Genomic DNA, 17,143 nt, shown 5'->3' with positions numbered 1-17,143 from the left:
GCCCGCCCTCGCCGCTGCGATCCGGAGACGTGGGTGAGTGGCTGAAACCAACGGTTTGCTAAACCGTCGTACTGGGATTACCGGTACCGAGGGTTCGAATCCCTCCGTCTCCGCCACTTTGCGATCTGCAAGGTTCCTCTAACATCCCATTTTCCTTGCATTTCTGCCGATCTGCGGCCAGAATTGTTCCCTGTTTGTTTCGATTGATCCCTGTGAAGCCGCGCCCATCCGGGGGCGTTGACGGGGCACTCAATCACAGATCCGGGGGCATCAATGCTCACAGAACTTACCATCAAGAATGCCAAGGCGAAGGACAAGGATTACAAGCTCTCCGATTCTGAGGGTTTGTACCTCTACGTGACCAAGTTCGGTCATCGCAGCTGGCGGATGAAGTACCGGTTTGCTGGCAAGGAACGGCGACTTGTCCTTGGAAGCTACCCTGAAGTTCCGCTCAAGTTGGCGCGTGATCGGAAGATTGCGGCGCGCAAGCTTCTGGCCGAGGGACGCGATCCGGGACTCGAAGCCCGGAAGGCCAAGGTGGCGCGCACGGTTGCTTCGAGTAACACTTTCGAGGCGCTGGCACGGGGCTGGTATGACCTGCAGGAGAGCCGCTGGACGCCGATCCATGCAGGCGATGTCATCGGCAGCCTTGAGAAGGAAGTGTTTCCCTGGATTGGCAAGCTGCCCATCCGCGAGATTGATGAGCCGCTCGTACTTTCGGTCTTGCGCAAGATCGAGAAGCGCGGCGCAATCGAGACCGCGCACCGGGTCCGGCAGAGGATCTCGGCAGTGTTTGTCCATGCGATCGCAGAGGGCGCGGCGGCGCGCGATCCGGCGGGCGTGGTAACCAAGGCGCTGAAGCCCGTGCCCCGCGCCCGCAAGCGTCCGGCGCTTATCTCGATCGATGCTCTGCATGATATGATTCGCAACACCGAGGCGGAGCCCGCTTCGCCGCTGACCAAGCTGGCCTCACGCTTTCTGGCATTGACCGCTCAGCGGCCCGGCATGATCCGGGCCCTGCCATGGACCGAGATCGAGAACGTGGAATGGAGCAACGAGGAGCCTAGCCCGGATGCGCTGTGGCGCGTGCCAGCCGCACGGATGAAACTCATGCTGGAGCTCAAGCACAACGATGGGTTTGAACATCTGGTGCCGCTGTCTGCCGAAGCAGTGGCGGTGCTGCGCGCAGTGCATGTGCTGACGGGACGCGGGCCGCTGATATTTCCCAGCAACCGCAATGCCCGAGTGCCGATGAGCGAGAACACGTTGAGCTATTTTTACAACCGCTGCGGCTATCAGGGCCGGCATGTGCCGCATGGCTGGCGGGCCTCGTTCTCGACCATCATGAACGAGTGGGCCGAACGCAGGGGCACGCCGGGGGATCGCCATGTCATAGATTTGATGCTGGCGCATATTCCTGAAGGTGTGTCGGGTTCGGAGGGTGCTTACAATCGCGCCGCATACCTCAAGCGTCGCCGCGAAATCACCGAGGCATGGGGTGCAATGTTGCTCGGGATTTTTCCTGAGCCAGCGAAGATGCTTGGTTGGCCGAGCCGATAAGGCAAGCCCGGCATCAAATTCCCATCTCGAAAGGCTTCACACGCTCGATCGTGCGTTCAAGCTCGGCATGCTTTTGAGGCTCTGGCGGCTTACCTGCTTCTTGCCCTTTGGCCGCCGCCGCGCCGAGCCGCTCGGTAACCTCGAGCGCCGAAGTCTTGTCACCGAGATTGCGACCGATGCCCAGCTCGACCTTGTCGCGGTTGTCGACGATCAAGGTGAGCTCATCGCGCAGGCGAGTGATCGTCACGAGGAAGGTGCGAGCGGAGAGCAGCTTGCGGGTGCGGCTGTCCATGACGGCGATGCCTTTATCGGACGTCAGCCCCTGCGCCATGTGGGCATTGAGCGCATAGGCCAGATCGATCCGAGCCAACATCCGGTCTTCAGACCTGAGGGTGTGCTCCATACCGGTCGACGTGCGCACGGTCACGCTATCGGGCGTGATGGCGGTGATCGCGGCCCTGTCGGCATTGATCAGCGCGCGCTGGCGATCGTTGGCGGTCCAGCGGATGGTGTCGCCAGTGTAGAGTGTGAGCGGCTTGCGCTCATGTAATTGTATGGCCTGACTGTCTCCTGCTGCGCCTAGGCGCGAGGGGACGAACGTATGTTGCCAGCCGCGAGAATCCCGAAGTTCGACGACTCGCCTGCCAGCATCGACTTTGACAACGTCATAGCGTCCTTTGCTCAGATGCTGGCGCGACTGCCGGGTTGCCAGTTCCAGCACCATGCCAGGCTCATATGTCCGGATATACCGCAGTTCCTCGCGCGTAGTATTGACGCGGGAGAGCACGGTTAGGCTCACGGCGTCGGGACCGATCTCGCCATTGGCAGCTAGGCCTGTCTGCACTGCGGCATTCACCTCATCGCGTAACTGCCGGCCCGAGACATAGATGCCCGTCCGCTCGCGCTCGGCGGGCGGGAGCGACAGCCAGCGCTCGGCAGCAAGAAGAGCTCCGTTCTCGCTGACCTCGACGGTATGATCCCTGAGATGTTCCAGCGCCTCACCGGTTCGCCCCTGCTGCGCTGCCGCCTGAGCGAGCCGCAATGTCTCCGATCGCGCCCTGAGATTGGTATCCATGCGCGCGGTCTCGGTGCCGGCCGCCAGTGCCAGCGCAAACGGCTTGCCCGCCTCGACCGCACCCAGTTGCTTAGGATCGCCCATCAGGATTAGGCGGTCGACCGCTAGCACGTTGGCGAGCCGTACGAGCCGGTCCTGATCGCGGGTCGAGACCATCGAGGCTTCGTCCAGCACAAGCACGGTGTCACGATAAGCAGTCCGCGCGTCCGCCAGCTCGGCCCTGCTCGCATTCCCGTCGAGCAGCTTGCGGTGCTGCCCAAGGAAGCGGTGCAGCGTCATCGACGGGATACCCGTCTCGCGCTCCAGCATACGCACCAACGTGTTCTGCACGCCGAGCCCGACTACCCGCTTGCCGTTCTCGCTGAGTATCTGCGCGGCGGGGCGCAGCAAGCTGGATTTACCAGCGCCGGCCACGCCTTGCACGGCGACGATCCGGTTTGTCGATGACAGGATCATCCGCCCAGCCGCTTCCTGACCTGCATTGAGCGTCATGCCGAAGTTGAAGCTGGCCGATGCCTGAAGTTGGGCGCCGGCAATGTCGCTCGGCAGGATCGGCACTGCTGCACCCTTACCCTTCCCAATCTCGGCCAGCATGCGGCTTTCCAGCGCTGCAGCATCGGTGGTCGTCAGCCAGCCGTGCATGGTGCCGCGCCCTTTGTTCAGCGCCCCTTGATCGGCGAACTGCACGATGCGTTTTTCGATCAGCGGCATGGTCGTAGGCAGGCCAAAATCGAGCGCAGCCTTGGCAACATCGGTCGCTTTGAACGCCGCCTCGCGCTCGGACAGGTGGCGCACGGCCGAGGCCACGGCATGGGCTGCGGCGATCTCCTGCGCAGGTCTCAAGTGGATACGCGCCGGGACCAAGGGATCACCCTGCTTGAGGCCCAGACGCTCGGCCAGTTCGAGCACCATCACCTTCCCGCGTTCTGCGATCGATGGGCGATCCTGGTCCCGCCGCTGCGCGACAAGTGCCATGGCCCCCGACCGCTCACGGGCATCACGCACCATCCCTTCAAGATCGAGACCCTGCCCCCAAGCATGGTCCTGCCACTGCGACTGAAGGGCACCCCGATCAACGTCGTGCTGCTTGGCAGAACGCGTCGCTAGCGTGGCGATCACGCCGGCTTCAAGCCCGCCGCCGCGCCGGGCTTCGAGCACCTCCTGTCGCCGCGTCGAGAACGCCATAACCGCCTCGCGGCTGATCCCATTTGCTTCGAAGTTGCCATGTTTGCCGACGTCGCCAATGCGGTATCCCAGCTTCTCGACCGCGACCCGGAACCGCGCCATGGTCATGGCATTGAGCAGCGTATTGAACTCCCACAGCCGGTCATTGCGCAGCGCCTTCCATGTCCCGTCCTTGGTCTGAGTCATGTTGGCGACGACGGCGTGGAAGTGGAGATTGGGTTCCTGATTGCGGTTGGTGTCGTGCTGGAACAGCGCCACGGTCAGGTTGTCGGTCTGGACCTGCCGTTCCTTGCCGGCCTTCTCCATGCGCATGAAGGCGGCATTCCGTTCGGCCCATTGCAGCGTCTCGATCACCGCTTCGCGGTAGGCATCGACGATGCGCTGGTCCTTGCCCACGAGCGCGAGCAGCGACCAACTTTTGGGGAGCGAGAAAGTCAGGTCCGTACCCGCGCGATGGGCAGCTCCGTCCCGGCCGATGCGACCGCCACTGGGGAGTTCGCCGCGCAAGATCGCCTCGAAGGCGCGCGGCTCGACCATACCGGAAAGACCCAGCCGTTCGGCACCCTTGCCGACCCACATGCCGGACCGATCAGCATCGGCAGAGGCATAGTAATTGTCCTTGGCGAAGTAGCTGGCGGCACCACCGGCTGAGCGCACATTGGCGACAGAGAGCATGGCTCAGTCACCCTCTCTGAAAGGAGCAATCTGCTCGCGATATTCGCGCAGCTTCTTGCCATGTGTTTTATGGACCCGCGCGCGGATCGCCTCGTCGGCATGCGCCAGCAGCAAGCCTTCGGCAGCCGTAGACGCGAAGATCAAATGGAACATCAACCGGTCGCGGAAAGCGGCCTCGTCGTGACCCTCGATCGTGCTGATTACCGCCAGCTTGAGCCACTGGCTCACGCTCATGTGGGATGCGGCAGCGGCGGCCTTCACAGCCTCATAAAGGCTCTCATCGACATAACATTGGAGCGCAAAGCGCATGGGTCCCAACTCGCGTTGGCCGCACCCCTCGGCCGGAAACCCCTCCGGAACGAGACTTTACGATACTGTCAGGGCCGGGCTGTAGGAAAGCGCTATTTTATGCCGACAAAACAGAGCTGTATTCAGATTCAAATCACTCTGACTTGCAGATTCGGAGCTGACATTAGGTGACATCATCCGGGCGCAGCGCTGCCAAACACAGCGAAGTCGCGGATTTCTGCGCAACTCAGCACACCGGGCTCCCGGGTACGGTGTGCCTACTTTCCCCATTCCAGAATAGTTGTTTGGGGCTCGCGGAAGGACTGACAACCGGGATCAGGACGGCAGGACTAGCGGGATCTCCGGTTGCCCTCAGGCGCAGGCCTGTTGGTACCGCAAGTGTACCACCTGACCACCACTTCACGGCGGCGCGTGGGGCTCGATTCCCCCGCGATGCCGATTGTGGCTCAAGCACAGATAAGGCCCCGGCAGATCGGTCTGCAGGGGCCTTGTTCGAGCGGGATGAGCCCTTCAATCCTCGTCGATGTCGGGAGCGCTCTCGCCGAAGGAGATACGGCCATTGGTCAGGAAGTCGACCTTGTCCGCGATGATCTCGCAGCCGTAGCGCTTGGTGCCGGACTGGTCTTCCCACTGCGTGTAGCGGATGCGGCCCTCGACCGTCACCAGCTGCCCCTTGCGGCAGAACTTGGCGACGTTTGCATTGAGGCCGTTGAAGCAGGTAATTCGGTAGAACTCTCTGTCCTTGGCAGGCTTACACTTAACGCGGTTCCACTTTCGCGCGCAATCTGGCCAGCCTTGACCTTGCGGGCTCACCAATCAAACAGAGGAGCTGATCTATCGTGACCACCACGCAGGCAAACTGCCGCCTAGGTGCCCCAGAATCATTCGCGTGCTTAAGGAAATCGACAGAGTAGAGTCCGGGTCCAATCGCGTCACTGGGAGCGCATTCACCAATCGCCCTAAATCGGCCGCAGGCTCGCCATTGCCCAGGGTTATGACCGCGTACGGCCTGTTCACCATCGCTGCCATTCCTCACCGATTCTGGAATATGCGCAAATCGCGCGGATATGGTTCACGCGGCATTAAATCCGGCCACTACCGCTGCACGCAGCAGGTATATCCGCCCGGCGTCGACCCGTAGCGGGATGGTGGGCACACAGCCCTTGTCCTCACCCAACGCCTCGCCGGTCCTAAGCGAGATGTTCCAGCCATGCAGTGGGCACGTTACAACATTACCATGAATAATGCCTTGGGACAGCGGGCCTGCCTTGTGCGGGCATTTGTTGATCAGAGCGAAGAACTCGTTAGCCAAGGTGCGGAACACAGCAATTTCCTCGGCGCCAACCACAGGCAATGTGCGGGCATTGCCGGGGGAAACTTGATCCACCGGGCCAATGTCGAGCCAGTCGCCAATCATTCGACATGTTCCGTTTGAAGAGGGCGGATTTCGGCCATGTGGCTGTGCAGTTCGGCATCCTCTCCCGCCACGCGCTTCGCCCAGGGATCATCCTGCATGAATGTCTGCGAAAAGCGGAACCGGTGCGCCAGAGACGCGGTCGTGCCCGGATCATCGAACAACGCCGCTTTGACACGATCAATCCCTACGCGCTCGACCCACGGGGCAGTGCGTTCCAGATAGTGCGCCTGTTCGCGGTAGAGCTGGATAAACGCGGCGCACACGTCCATGGCTTCCTCCTCGGTCGCAACCTTGCAAAGCAGGTCGGTAACACGGACCTTCATCCCCCCATTCCCGCCGACATGCAGTTCATAGCCGCTGTCCACGCAGACCACGCCGAAGTCCTTGATCGTGGCTTCCGCGCAGTTGCGCGGGCAGCCCGAAACCGCGATCTTGAACTTGTGAGGCATCCATGAGCCCCATGTCATCCGTTCGATCTTAACGCCGAGCCCGGTCGAATCCTGCGTGCCGAACCGGCACCATTCGCTGCCCACACAGGTCTTCACCGTGCGCAACGATTTGCCATAGGCGTGGCCGGACACCATTCCCGCGGCATTAAGGTCGGCCCAGACCGCGGGCAAGTCCTCCTTGCGGATCCCGAAAATGTCGAGCCGCTGACCGCCGGTCACCTTGACCATGGGTGCGTTGTACTTCTCCACCACATCGGCAATCGCGCGCAGCTCGCGCGGATTGGTGAGGCCGCCCCACATGCGCGGCACCACCGAATAGGTGCCGTCCTTCTGGATATTGGCGTGCATCCGCTCGTTCACGAAGCGGCTCTGCTGATCGTCTTTGTATTCGCCTGGCCAAGCGCACAGGAGATAATAGTTGAGTGCCGGACGGCACGAGGCGCAGCCGTCGGGCGTGGACCAGTGCAGTTCCTGCATCAGCTGTGGAATGGCACGAAGCTGCCTTTCGAGGATCAAGCGGCGCACGTCGTCGTGGCTGAAGCGAGTGCATTTGCACACTGTCTTCGGCCCGGATTGCACTTCGCCGCCAAGCGTCAGCGCGAGCAGGGTTTCGACCTGACCGGTGCACGAGCCGCAGCTCGCCGAGGCTTTGCAAGAGCTGCGCACCGCATCAAGGCTGCGAGCCCCCGCGCTGATCGCGGCGATGACTCTGCCTTTGGAAACGCCGTTGCAACCACAGATTTCCGCGTCTGCAGAAAGGGCGGCAACTGCACCGCTAGGGTCAGCGAGGGCGCCCTTGGCAACAAAAGCCTGGCCGAAAATCAGCACCTCGCGGATGCCCGATATGTCTTCGGCTTTGCGCAGCAGGTCGAAGTACCAAGCGCCGTCGATGGTATCGCCATAGAGCACCGCGCCTACCACGCGGTCGTCTCTCACCACCACGCGCTTGTAAATGCCGCGCGCGGCATCGCGCAGCACGATGTCCTCGGCCCCGCCACCGCCGGAAAAATCGCCTGCCGAAAATAGTTCGATGCCGGATACCTTAAGTTTCGTCGAGGTGACCGATCCTGCGTAACCGGTGGGCTTGTCGGTGGCGTAATCGGCCATTGCGCGGCACATTTCCCACAGCGGCGCGACGAGGCCGTAGCAAGCCCCGCGGTGCTGCACGCATTCGCCCACAGCCAGAATCGCAGTATCCGAGGTGACCATGTGATCATCCACCAGGATGCCGCGTTCAACATCGAGCCCGGCGGCTTTGGCTAGAGCAGTCGCGGGGCGGATGCCGATGGCCATGACCACGATCTGCGCCGGGAACTCGCGCCCGTCCTTGAGCCTCACACCGGTGACGTGCCCGTCGCTGCCCAAAATTTCGGCTGTATCGCCGCTGGTCACGATGGTTTGGCCGCGCCGTTCGAGTTCGACCTTGAGCAGCCAGCCTGCCGCCTCGTCCAGCTGCCGTTCCATCAATGTCGGCATGATGTGGACCACAGTTACCGCCATGCCGCGCAATGAGAGGCCATGAGCAGCCTCAAGGCCCAGCAAGCCGCCGCCGATCACAACTGCCGCGCCCCCGCCGGCAGCCTTTCCAGCATCGGCTGCAGCGATCATCCGGGCCACATCATCGAGATCACGGAACGTGATGACTCCGGCCAGATCGCGCCCCGGCACTGGAATGACGAGCGGATCGGAACCGGTCGCAATCAGCAGCCGGTCGTAATTCTCGGTCCGGCCCGAGCGAGCGGTAACGGTGCGGTTGACGCGGTCGATTGCGGTGACCCGATCGCCCGCCACCAGCGTGATCGCATTATTGGCGTACCACGCAGCATCGTTGATGACGATTTCATCGAAGGTCTTTTCGCCCGCCAATACGGGCGAGAGCATGATCCGGTTGTAATTGACACGCGGCTCGGCCCCGAAAATCGTAACGCTGTAGCTCGCTGGATCGCGGGCGAGGATTTCCTCCACTGCGCGGCACCCGGCCATGCCGTTGCCGATCACGACCAGCCGTTCGCGCAACGGCGCTTCGAAGGTTTGCTCGCTTAATGTGTTCAGGGCAGTCAAGTGGGGGCTTCCCTTGGCAGAGTTTGTCGCGAGCGGGCCACTTGCATGCCTATGCGAAAAACTTACTGTACACTTGTTTACTGATTATGATATCGCAATGCTCAGGTCAATAGGTACACAAGCCAGTGGCTATGGGATGGTTGGGTCAAGTATGCGCGCTGGTCTCGACCGAAGGCAAACAGCACGTCGGGATTGGCATGCCCAGGGGCGTCTGGCCGTGCACTTACGACATGCGCGGCGAGGCGCAACCGACGCTATCTTGGGCGCGACCATGAGGCGATCCGTAACCGCCAATGATGACAAGGAACTGATCCGATGAAGGCAACTGCTGCCGTTCTCAACCAGCCCAACGGCCCGTTCTCCATTGAGGCAGTCGACGTGGCGCAGCCGCAAGCCGGCGAAGTCCGCGTCGCCATCAAGGCAGCGGGCATCTGCCATACCGATCTGGTGGTCGCCTCGGGCGCGATGGGGCTGCAGTTCCCCGCCATCCTCGGCCACGAGGGCGCAGGCATCGTCGATGCGGTCGGCGAAGGTGTGACGAGCGTGAAGCCGGGTGACAAGGTGCTGCTCACCTTCAATTCGTGCGGCGCGTGCAAGCCCTGCGGGCGCCATGCACCGGCCTATTGCAGCAACTTCGTGCCGCTCAACATGATCGCCGCACGCGGTGACGGATCGACCCGTGTCACCCGCGAGGGCCAGCCCATCTCCGACAACTTCTTCGGCCAGTCATCATTCGCCTCGCTCGCCATCGCGAACGAGCGCAACGTGCTGAAGGTAGATAACGACGCTGATCTCGCGGTACTCGCGCCGCTGGGTTGCGGCATCCAGACAGGCGCAGGCGGCGTCCTTCGATCGCTCGGAGCAAAGGCAGGCGAAGCACTCGTAGTGCTCGGTGCGGGTGCCGTTGGTCTCTCCGCTGTGTTGGGTGGACAGATTGCCGGATGCGCGACGATCATCGTGATCGAGCCGCAGGAGGGCCGCCGCACGCTGGCATTGCAGCTCGGTGCAACCCATGTGCTCGACGGACAAGGCGATATGGCCACTGCGGTTCGGGGCATCATTCCCGAAGGCGCGGACATGGTGATCGACACCAGCGGCTTTATGCCGGTCGTCGTGCAGAGTGTGAACATGATTGCCAATCGCGGTCGGATCGGGCTGCTCGGCGTGCCGGGCTCGCTTGATGCCGTCCTGCCAGTTCCCGTCGTGCAGTTCATTACTCAGGGCGGCACGGTGCGCGGGATCATCGAGGGCGATTCCGACCCAGCGGTGTTCCTCCCCGAACTGATCGCGCACCACAAAGCGGGGCGACTTCCGATCGAGACGTTCATCAAGACCTATCGCCTGGACCAGATCAACGAGGCCATCGACGATGCCCACCACGGGAAATGCGTCAAGGCCGTGCTGCTAATCGATTGAGGACACCCCAATGTGGCTCTATCCCGAAGTCAGGACGCTCGGCGAATTCATCGAATACTATGCGCGCACCGCGCCCGGGCAGCGCGCGCTGGTTCAAGGGGATCGCACGATCTCCTTTGCCGAGTATGATGCGGTTTCCAGCCGCATGGCGAACGGCCTGCTGGCGCATGGTGCGGAGCCGGGCGACCGGATCGGCTTCCTTGGCCTCAACAGCCCCGATTTCTACTTCGCGCTGACCGCCACGGCCCGAACGCGCGCCGCCTTTATCCCCTTCAACTGGCGCCTTTCGGCCGCCGAACTGGCGCAGCTCATCGACGACAGCACGGCGCGGATCGTATTCGTCGAGCGCGCGCTGGCAGACCTGTGGAACGCCGCAGCGGAAGCTTCAGTGTGTGCGGTCGAGGTGATCTGGTTCGATGGTGAAGACACGTTAGAGCGCCGCTATTCCGGCGATAGTGCGAAAAAGCCCGACCTGTTCATCAGTGAGGAAGACGTTGCCATCCAGCTCTATACCTCAGGCACCACCGGCAAGCCCAAGGGCGTGATGCTGAGCCACGGCGGGTTCAACCGGATGCGTTTGTGCGAGCATCTCGAGCCCGCCTACGAATGGCACGAGGGCGATATATTCATAAACCCGTTGCCCAATTTCCATCTGCTCTCGATCGGCATCGCGTTCCAGTGCCTCTACAACGGCGTCGCAGTCTCGATCGTGCGCCAGTTCGATCCCGGCGTGATTTGCGAGACGATCGAGCGCGACCGTCCGACCTTGCTGACGCTTACCCCGACGATGATCCAGATGCTGCTCGATCATCCGCGCGCGGCCCAGACCGATTTCTCGTCTCTGCGGCTCGTGCTCTATGCTGGATCGCCGATTTCGCTGGGCCTGATCCGGCGCGCCATCGCGCAGATGCCGTGCCAGTTCATGCAGTTCTATGGCGCCACCGAGGCCTGCGGGGCGTTCACGATCCTCAGGCCGGGCGAGCATGACCTTGAGGACGAGGCCAAGCTGCAAAGTTGCGGCCGCCCCTTGCCGCTGATCGAACTGCGCATCGTCGATGCCGCCGGGAACGATGTTGGCGAGGGTGAGCCAGGCGAACTGATTGCACGTGCGCCTGCTATCACCGCTGGTTATTGGAAACAGGAAGAAGCCACCGCCAAAGTGCTGCAGAATGGCTGGTACCGTACCGGCGATGTAGCGCGCTGCGATGCTGAGGGGCTTTACTACATCGTCGACCGGGTCAAGGACATGATCGTCTCGGGCGGCGAGAACATCTATTGCGCCGAGGTGGAGAACGCGCTTTCGACCCACCCGGAGGTGGCGCAAGTCGCGGTGATCGGCGTGCCCGATGCGCGGTGGGGCGAAGCGGTGATGGCCTGCGTGATCCGCCAGCCCGATAGCGGGCTCGATGAAGCCGCGCTCATCGCACACGCCCGAACGCTGCTGGCGGGCTACAAAGTGCCCAAGCGAGTGACGTTCATGGAAAGCTTCCCGCTGGTGCCATCGGGCAAGGTTTCGAAGAAGGACCTGCGCGCGCCGCACTGGGAAGGGGCCAAGCGCCAGGTCGGGTGAGCATCATGCGCTAAACCGAAGCCGCAAACATCGGATAATCGGTATAGCCACGCGCATCGCCGACATAGGCATGGTCCATATCCGCCACCGCGAGTGGATGCCCGCCGCGCATGCGCATCACGAGATCGGGATTGGCGATATAGGGCCGCCCGAACGAGACCGCATCGGCCTTGCCAGCCGCGATGCAGGCATTGGCTGCCGGGGCATCGAAGCTACCGTTCTGAATCACGACGCCCTTGAAAATCGCACGGATGCGCTCGATGACGGGATTATCGGGCCGCTCCATGAAGCCGGAAGCAATCGGCTCGATCAGGTGAATGTAGGCGATGCCGAATTCCTGCGCCAATGCTGCGACGGCATCGGCCAGCGCATCGGGGTTTTCATCGCCCATGCCCTTGCGCGCGCTGGTCGGGCTGATGCGGATACCAACCCGGCCGGGGCCGACCGCTGCCGTCACTGCGTCCAGAACCTCGCGCAGCAGGCGCGAGCGACCAGCCAGGTCACCGCCATAAGCATCCCTTCGGTGGTTGGCGTTCGATTGCAGGAACTGGTCGATGAGATAGCCGTTGGCGGCGTGGATCTCCACGCCGTCGAACCCGGCGACCAGCGCATTCGCGGCGCCGGTACCATAGGCTTCGACCGCATGGGCGATATCCGCATGGGTCATCTCGCGCGGGACGACGTAAGCCTTCATCGGCAGGAAACCGCCCACATAGTCCGGCGGTGGCGGCGCAAACGTCTGCCCTTCCCCAGCGATGGGCGATGGGCCCAGCGGCTGCGCACCACCGATGTAATCAGGCAGCACCAGGCGCCCCATGTGCCATAGTTGCGCAAAGATCTTCCCACCCGCTGCATGGACAGCGCCGGTGACCTGCGCCCAACCCGCGACCATGTCCGCAGTCCAAAGACCAGGCACCCGGTACCAGCCCATTCCGAGCGGATCGACCGCGGTCGCTTCGGAAACGATCAGCCCGCAATCGGCGCGCTGCGCATAATACTGCGCCATGAGCGGCGTCGGCACATTGCCAGGCGTCGCGCGGGCGCGGGTGAGAGGGGCCATGATCACCCGGTTGGGCAAGGTCAGCCCGCCAAGCTGCAGCGGCTGGAACAACGCATCGAGACTCATAGGATCAGGCTGCTCGCAGTCACGTGTTTCTCCATGTGATTTCGCCTCCATCGAGCACCTTGCGGTTGCCGACATAGGCGGCAAAGTGCGCGGCTGCGCCTTCACGTTGCCAGATCTGGAATTCCAATTCGTCGCCGGGCAGCACCACGCCCGAAAACCGGCACGCCAGCCGCGAGAGGGCAGCCGGATCGCGCCCCACTGCGCGCGAAACTGCCACACCGGCGATGCCATAGCTGGCAAGGCCCTGCAGAATCGGTCGTTCAAATCCAGCCGCGCGCGCCACTTCCGGATCGAGGTGCAGCGGGTTCCAGTCGCCCGAGAGGCGATAAATCAGCGCGCCACGCGGACTTGTCGCAAAGCTGACTGTCAGATCAGGGACGCGATCCGGTAATGCGATTTCGTTGCGCGGCGCGGGTGATCCGCCAAAACCCCCATCCCCTCGCAACAGCAGCGTCTGATGCAGGCGGCAGTACATCGCGCCGCTGGCAACGTCGAAAATCCGCCGTTCGAGCACCAGCACCGCGCCTTTGCCTTCACCCCGGTCGGTCAGCGAGAGAACTTGCGCCTCGCCCCGGACATGAGCCTCAGGCGGCAGGGGCGCTATAAAATCGGCAGACTGCGCAGAATGGACCAGTTTGGCAAAATCGACACCAAGTGCGGGATCACGGATCCACATCCCTGGCGTACACAGAGTGACAGCAAACGTCGGGAGGACCGCCAGGCTCCGCTCGTCGAGGAAGGCGAGCACGGCCGTATCGAGGGCATCGCTGCCCAGCCCCACGCCCAGCGCATACAGGATCGCGTCGCGCGGCACATACGTCTGCTCCGGCTGACCGAAATCATACGCCAGAATAGCGGCGGGATCGATCACACGGGGTCCCAGCTGAAGACCTCGGCCGAACGGTGTAGCGGATAAAAGTCGTTCGCGAACTGAGGGAAGACGCGATCAGCGATGGCTTCCGGCGTCCAGCCCTCGGCGGTGTGGGCAGCGCGCATCGGGCGCGGCTGCGAGAACAGGAAAATCTCGTTGTTGCGCACGCCGAAGATCTGTCCGGTGACCTTGGCAGCCCCGTCGCCGCACAGGGCGACGCACAAGGGCCCGATCTTGTTAGCATCAAGCTTCTTGAGGCCCTCCACGCGCTTCTGCTGCTCGGGCGTATCGGTCGGGATGGAATCAATCATGCGTGTCCACGCGAACGGCGCGACGGCGTTCGAACGCACGCCGAAGCGCTGCATATCGAGCGCAATCGACTTCGAAAGTCCGACGATCCCGAGCTTGGCTGCGGAATAGTTGGCCTGCCCGAAATTGCCGATCAGCCCGCTGGTCGAGGTCATGTGGACATAAGCCCCGCTGCCCTGCTCTTTGAAGAAGGGCGCTGCCGCGCGGCTGGTGTTGAAGCTGCCCATGAGGTGCACTTCAATCACCGCCCGGAAATCATCGGGGCTCATCTTGTGGAAGTAGACATCGCGCAGATTGCCCGCGTTGTTGATCACCCCGTCGATCCGGCCGAAACTATCGATGGCCGCCTTGATCATGCGGCCCGCGCCGAGCCAGTCGGACACGCTGTCGTGGTTGGCGACAGCCTTGCCGCCTGCCGCGCGGATTTCCTCCACGACCTGCTCGGCGGGCGAGCCTTCGTCCTGGCCTTCACCGCTCAGCGCAACACCAAGGTCGTTGACGACCACCGCCGCCCCCGCCTCAGCCATAGCGAGCGCGATCCCGCGCCCCACGCCGCGCCCCGCGCCGGTGACCAGCACCGCCCTACCGTCCATCATCCCCATGGATTTTTCCTCAATAGCTCTTGGGCAGGCCGAGCACTTTTTCGGCAATGAAGCACATGATCAGCTGCTCGGTGATTGGCGCGAGGCGGGTCAGCGCACTTTCCCGATAGAGCCGCTCGACGTGGTACTCCTTGGCATAACCAAAGCCGCCATGGGTGGCGACCGCCTGCCAAGCTGCATCATGGCAAGCGCGCGCGGCGAGGAACTTGCACGCATTGGCTTCGGCCCCGCAGGGCAGGCCCTGATCATAGAGGCGCGCAGCCTTTTCGACCATCAGCCAGGCGCTCTCCAGATACATCCACTTTTCCGCAAGCGGGTGCTGGATGCCCTGGTTCATGCCGATCGGCCGATCGAATACCACGCGTTCCTTCGCGTAGTTCACGCCCCGCCGCAGCGCATCGCGCCCGATGCCGATGGCCTCGGCGCCGATGAGGATGCGTTCGGGATTGAGACTGTGGAGGATGTAGCCGAAGCCCTTCCCTTCCTCGCCGATGCGGTCCTCGTCGGGAATGAACAGCCCGTCGATGAAGATCGCGTTCGAATCCACCGCCTTGCGGCCCATCTTGTTGATCAGTCGCACATCAATCTTGGACCGGTCGAGATCGGTGTAGAAGATCGTGATGCCATCAGTCGGCCGGGCGCAGTCCTCGAACTTGGTCGTCCGAGTCAGAAGCATGATCTTGTTCGCGACTTGGGCGGTCGAGGTCCAGACCTTCTGGCCGTGGACCACATAACCCCCCGGCACTTTCTCGGCGAACGTCTTGATCCGCGTGGTGTTGAGCCCAGCGTCGGGCTCGGTAAAGCCGAAGCAGCACTGGTCCTCGCCCGAAACGAGCCGCGGGACCCAGCGCGCCTTCTGCTCCAGTGTGCCCTCCACCACGATGGGGTGCGGGCCGAACAGGTTGATGTGGATGGTAGAAGCCGCCGCGAACCCGCCGCCGCAAGCTGCGACCTCACTCATCATTGTCATCGCCTCGGTCACGCCGAGGCCCGAACCGCCGAATTGCTCAGGCATGGTAATCCCAAGCCAACCGCCATCGGCCATCGCGCGGTGAAACTCGCGCGGGAACACGCCGTCATCATCGCGTGCGAGCCAATAGTCATCGCCGAACGGCGCACAGGCAGCGCGAACGCCTTCGCGGATGGCCTGAAGGTCTTCCTCGGTGGGAAGCGGGCGAGCTTGGGTCATACGGTTTCTCCGACGGCTGCTAGCGTCTTAAGCGCGGCCTTGAGGTGCGGGATATCGACCATCTTGCCGTCGATCCCGAGCGTACCGGCATCGGGATTGGCGGCGAATGCGTCCACGATCCGGCGGGCATGCGCGACCTCCTCGTCCGAGGGGGTAAAGCAGCGGTTGATCGTGTCGACCTGATCGGGATGGATCGCGATCCGGCCAAGAAACCCGTCGCGACGGGCCCGGCGGCAATCGGCCTCAAGCCCCGCCCCGTCGCGGAAATCAGCATAAAGCGTATCGACCGGCACCACCCCGGCCGAAGCCGAGGCAAACAGACACAGCGAGCGCGCAAAGCGATAGGGCTCGGTCCACTGGCCATCCGGTTCCTTGTTGTCCGTCGCACCGATGGCGGCCGCAAGGTCTTCCGCGCCCCACGTCAGGCCAATCAGGCGCGGATGCGCCGGGGTATAACTGCCGAGCGCAAACATCGCCTGCGGAGTCTCAGTGGCGACGACCATGATCTTGACCGCACCGGGCGCCATTCCGGCGGCGGCCTCCAGCGGATCGATCATCCCTGCAATCGTCGCGATATCGTGCGCACCATTGGCCTTGGGCACAAGAATGCCAGCAAGTCCCGGGCGCACCACAGCGGCGAGATCATCGGTGGTAAGACTGGTATCTAGCGGATTGACCCGCACGAACAAGCTGGCCTCGACATCGTCTGCCTCGCACAGCCACCCCGCCACGAGATCACGTGCAGCGGCTTTCATCGACGGCGCAACCGCATCCTCCAAATCGAGGATCAGCACATCCGCGCCAGCCGAACGGCCCTTGGCGAACTTGCGCTCGCTGTCTCCTGGTACAAACAGAAGCGAGCGCAGCCTCATGCCGGCTTCTTCATCATCAGCGCGTTGCGCACAGTGCGGCATACCACTTCGTTGCGCTGGTTAAGCCCGATGTGCTCGAAGGTGACGATGCCCTGCGTGGGCCGTGATTTGCTTTCTCGCAGCTCCAGCACCCGCGTTTCGGCGCGGAGCGTATCGCCCGAGAACACCGGCTTGGGGAACGTCGTCTCAGTCATCCCAAGATTGCCTACAGTGGTGCCCATGGTGGTGTCCTGCACGCTGAGTCCGATCACCAGTCCGAGCGTGAAGATCGAGTTCATCAGCGGCTGGCCGAACTCGGTACCTTCGCAATAGGCATGATCGATATGGATCTGCGCCGGATTGTAGGTGAGCGAAGAAAACAGGCTGTTTTCATAGTCCAGCACGGTCTTGCGGACCTCGTGCCGGAAGACCTGCCCCACCGTGAATTCGTCAAACCACAGACCTGCCATTTTTCAAA

General features: G+C 62.6%; 14 protein-coding genes and 1 tRNA gene. 4 read left to right on the top strand and 11 right to left on the bottom strand.

Annotated features, from left to right (window positions below; all coding sequences use genetic code 11):
• The first annotated feature begins 23 nt into the window (after positions 1-23).
• Positions 24-116, top strand: a tRNA-Ser gene (locus Q0082_RS05635).
• A gap of 157 nt (positions 117-273) precedes the next feature.
• On the top strand, positions 274-1,560 hold the full coding sequence (locus Q0082_RS05630) for an integrase arm-type DNA-binding domain-containing protein (RefSeq protein WP_298190745.1): 1,287 nt from the start codon (positions 274-276) through the stop codon (positions 1,558-1,560).
• Positions 1,561-1,573: 13 nt separating this feature from the next.
• On the opposite strand, the gene mobF is transcribed toward Q0082_RS05630, so the two are convergent.
• From mobF to nirB, 5 genes are all read right to left on the bottom strand, one after another.
• The gene (mobF, locus tag Q0082_RS05625) at positions 1,574-4,495 is read right to left on the bottom strand and encodes a MobF family relaxase (protein ID WP_298190743.1); all 2,922 of its coding nucleotides are present in this window, start codon (positions 4,493-4,495) and stop codon (positions 1,574-1,576) included.
• Positions 4,496-4,498: 3 nt separating this feature from the next.
• Entirely contained in the window at positions 4,499-4,804 is a 306-nt protein-coding gene (locus tag Q0082_RS05620) for a hypothetical protein (protein WP_298190741.1), read from the bottom strand.
• 510 nt (positions 4,805-5,314) lie between these two features.
• Positions 5,315-5,617, bottom strand: coding sequence for a single-stranded DNA-binding protein (locus Q0082_RS05615; RefSeq protein ID WP_298190739.1), 303 nt, complete (start codon positions 5,615-5,617; stop codon positions 5,315-5,317).
• Between the two features lie 259 nt (positions 5,618-5,876).
• Positions 5,877-6,221, bottom strand: a complete 345-nt coding sequence (gene nirD / locus Q0082_RS05610) for a nitrite reductase small subunit NirD (RefSeq protein WP_298173207.1) — start codon at positions 6,219-6,221, stop codon at positions 5,877-5,879.
• Positions 6,218-8,731: a nitrite reductase large subunit NirB gene (nirB, locus tag Q0082_RS05605; RefSeq protein WP_298190737.1), complete on the bottom strand. Its 2,514-nt coding sequence runs from the start codon at positions 8,729-8,731 to the stop codon at positions 6,218-6,220. Before nirB ends, nirD begins: the two co-directional genes overlap by 4 nt.
• Before the next feature lie 315 nt (positions 8,732-9,046).
• Between nirB and Q0082_RS05600 the strand changes: the two genes are divergently transcribed.
• Positions 9,047-10,147 (top strand): NAD(P)-dependent alcohol dehydrogenase, encoded by a 1,101-nt coding sequence (locus Q0082_RS05600; protein WP_298190736.1) that lies wholly within the window; start codon positions 9,047-9,049, stop codon positions 10,145-10,147.
• A gap of 10 nt (positions 10,148-10,157) precedes the next feature.
• Complete coding sequence (locus Q0082_RS05595) at positions 10,158-11,717, top strand: long-chain-fatty-acid--CoA ligase (protein WP_298190735.1); 1,560 nt, start codon at positions 10,158-10,160, stop codon at positions 11,715-11,717.
• A gap of 10 nt (positions 11,718-11,727) precedes the next feature.
• Here the strand turns inward: Q0082_RS05595 and Q0082_RS05590 are convergent, their stop codons facing one another.
• The 6 genes from Q0082_RS05590 to Q0082_RS05565 are packed head-to-tail and all read right to left on the bottom strand — an operon-like array spanning position 11,728 to position 17,135.
• On the bottom strand, positions 11,728-12,843 hold the full coding sequence (locus tag Q0082_RS05590) for an alkene reductase (protein ID WP_298190734.1): 1,116 nt from the start codon (positions 12,841-12,843) through the stop codon (positions 11,728-11,730).
• A 19-nt stretch (positions 12,844-12,862) separates the two neighbouring features.
• Positions 12,863-13,714, bottom strand: coding sequence for a MaoC/PaaZ C-terminal domain-containing protein (locus Q0082_RS05585; protein ID WP_298190732.1), 852 nt, complete (start codon positions 13,712-13,714; stop codon positions 12,863-12,865).
• Positions 13,711-14,619 (bottom strand): SDR family NAD(P)-dependent oxidoreductase, encoded by a 909-nt coding sequence (locus tag Q0082_RS05580; RefSeq protein ID WP_298190730.1) that lies wholly within the window; start codon positions 14,617-14,619, stop codon positions 13,711-13,713. Before Q0082_RS05580 ends, Q0082_RS05585 begins: the two co-directional genes overlap by 4 nt.
• Before the next feature lie 16 nt (positions 14,620-14,635).
• Entirely contained in the window at positions 14,636-15,814 is a 1,179-nt protein-coding gene (locus tag Q0082_RS05575; RefSeq protein ID WP_298190728.1) for an acyl-CoA dehydrogenase family protein, read from the bottom strand.
• On the bottom strand, positions 15,811-16,686 hold the full coding sequence (locus Q0082_RS05570; RefSeq protein ID WP_298190726.1) for a CoA ester lyase: 876 nt from the start codon (positions 16,684-16,686) through the stop codon (positions 15,811-15,813). Before Q0082_RS05570 ends, Q0082_RS05575 begins: the two co-directional genes overlap by 4 nt.
• Positions 16,683-17,135 (bottom strand): MaoC family dehydratase, encoded by a 453-nt coding sequence (locus tag Q0082_RS05565; RefSeq protein WP_298190724.1) that lies wholly within the window; start codon positions 17,133-17,135, stop codon positions 16,683-16,685. The genes Q0082_RS05570 and Q0082_RS05565 overlap by 4 nt, the downstream gene beginning before the upstream one ends.
• Positions 17,136-17,143: the final 8 nt, after the last annotated feature.

The organism is Novosphingobium sp. (assembly GCF_027489515.1).
Lineage (GTDB): Bacteria > Pseudomonadota > Alphaproteobacteria > Sphingomonadales > Sphingomonadaceae > Novosphingobium.
The sequence above is the reverse complement of the archived record's forward strand: the minus strand, read 5'-3'. Positions and strand labels throughout refer to the sequence as shown.

What these genes read in the sequence shown, in the direction of transcription:
- Q0082_RS05565 (WP_298190724.1), bottom strand. Translation starts at nt 17,135, where the DNA reads ATGGCAGGTCTGTGGTTTGACGAATTCACGGTGGGGCAGGTCTTCCGG.
- Q0082_RS05620 (WP_298190741.1), bottom strand. Translation starts at nt 4,804, where the DNA reads ATGCGCTTTGCGCTCCAATGTTATGTCGATGAGAGCCTTTATGAGGCT.
- Q0082_RS05580 (WP_298190730.1), bottom strand. Translation starts at nt 14,619, where the DNA reads ATGATGGACGGTAGGGCGGTGCTGGTCACCGGCGCGGGGCGCGGCGTG.
- mobF (WP_298190743.1), bottom strand. Translation starts at nt 4,495, where the DNA reads ATGCTCTCTGTCGCCAATGTGCGCTCAGCCGGTGGTGCCGCCAGCTAC.
- Q0082_RS05630 (WP_298190745.1), top strand. Translation starts at nt 274, where the DNA reads ATGCTCACAGAACTTACCATCAAGAATGCCAAGGCGAAGGACAAGGAT.
- Q0082_RS05590 (WP_298190734.1), bottom strand. Translation starts at nt 12,843, where the DNA reads ATGAGTCTCGATGCGTTGTTCCAGCCGCTGCAGCTTGGCGGGCTGACC.
- Q0082_RS05570 (WP_298190726.1), bottom strand. Translation starts at nt 16,686, where the DNA reads ATGAGGCTGCGCTCGCTTCTGTTTGTACCAGGAGACAGCGAGCGCAAG.
- Q0082_RS05595 (WP_298190735.1), top strand. Translation starts at nt 10,158, where the DNA reads ATGTGGCTCTATCCCGAAGTCAGGACGCTCGGCGAATTCATCGAATAC.
- Q0082_RS05600 (WP_298190736.1), top strand. Translation starts at nt 9,047, where the DNA reads ATGAAGGCAACTGCTGCCGTTCTCAACCAGCCCAACGGCCCGTTCTCC.
- Q0082_RS05575 (WP_298190728.1), bottom strand. Translation starts at nt 15,814, where the DNA reads ATGACCCAAGCTCGCCCGCTTCCCACCGAGGAAGACCTTCAGGCCATC.
- nirD (WP_298173207.1), bottom strand. Translation starts at nt 6,221, where the DNA reads ATGATTGGCGACTGGCTCGACATTGGCCCGGTGGATCAAGTTTCCCCC.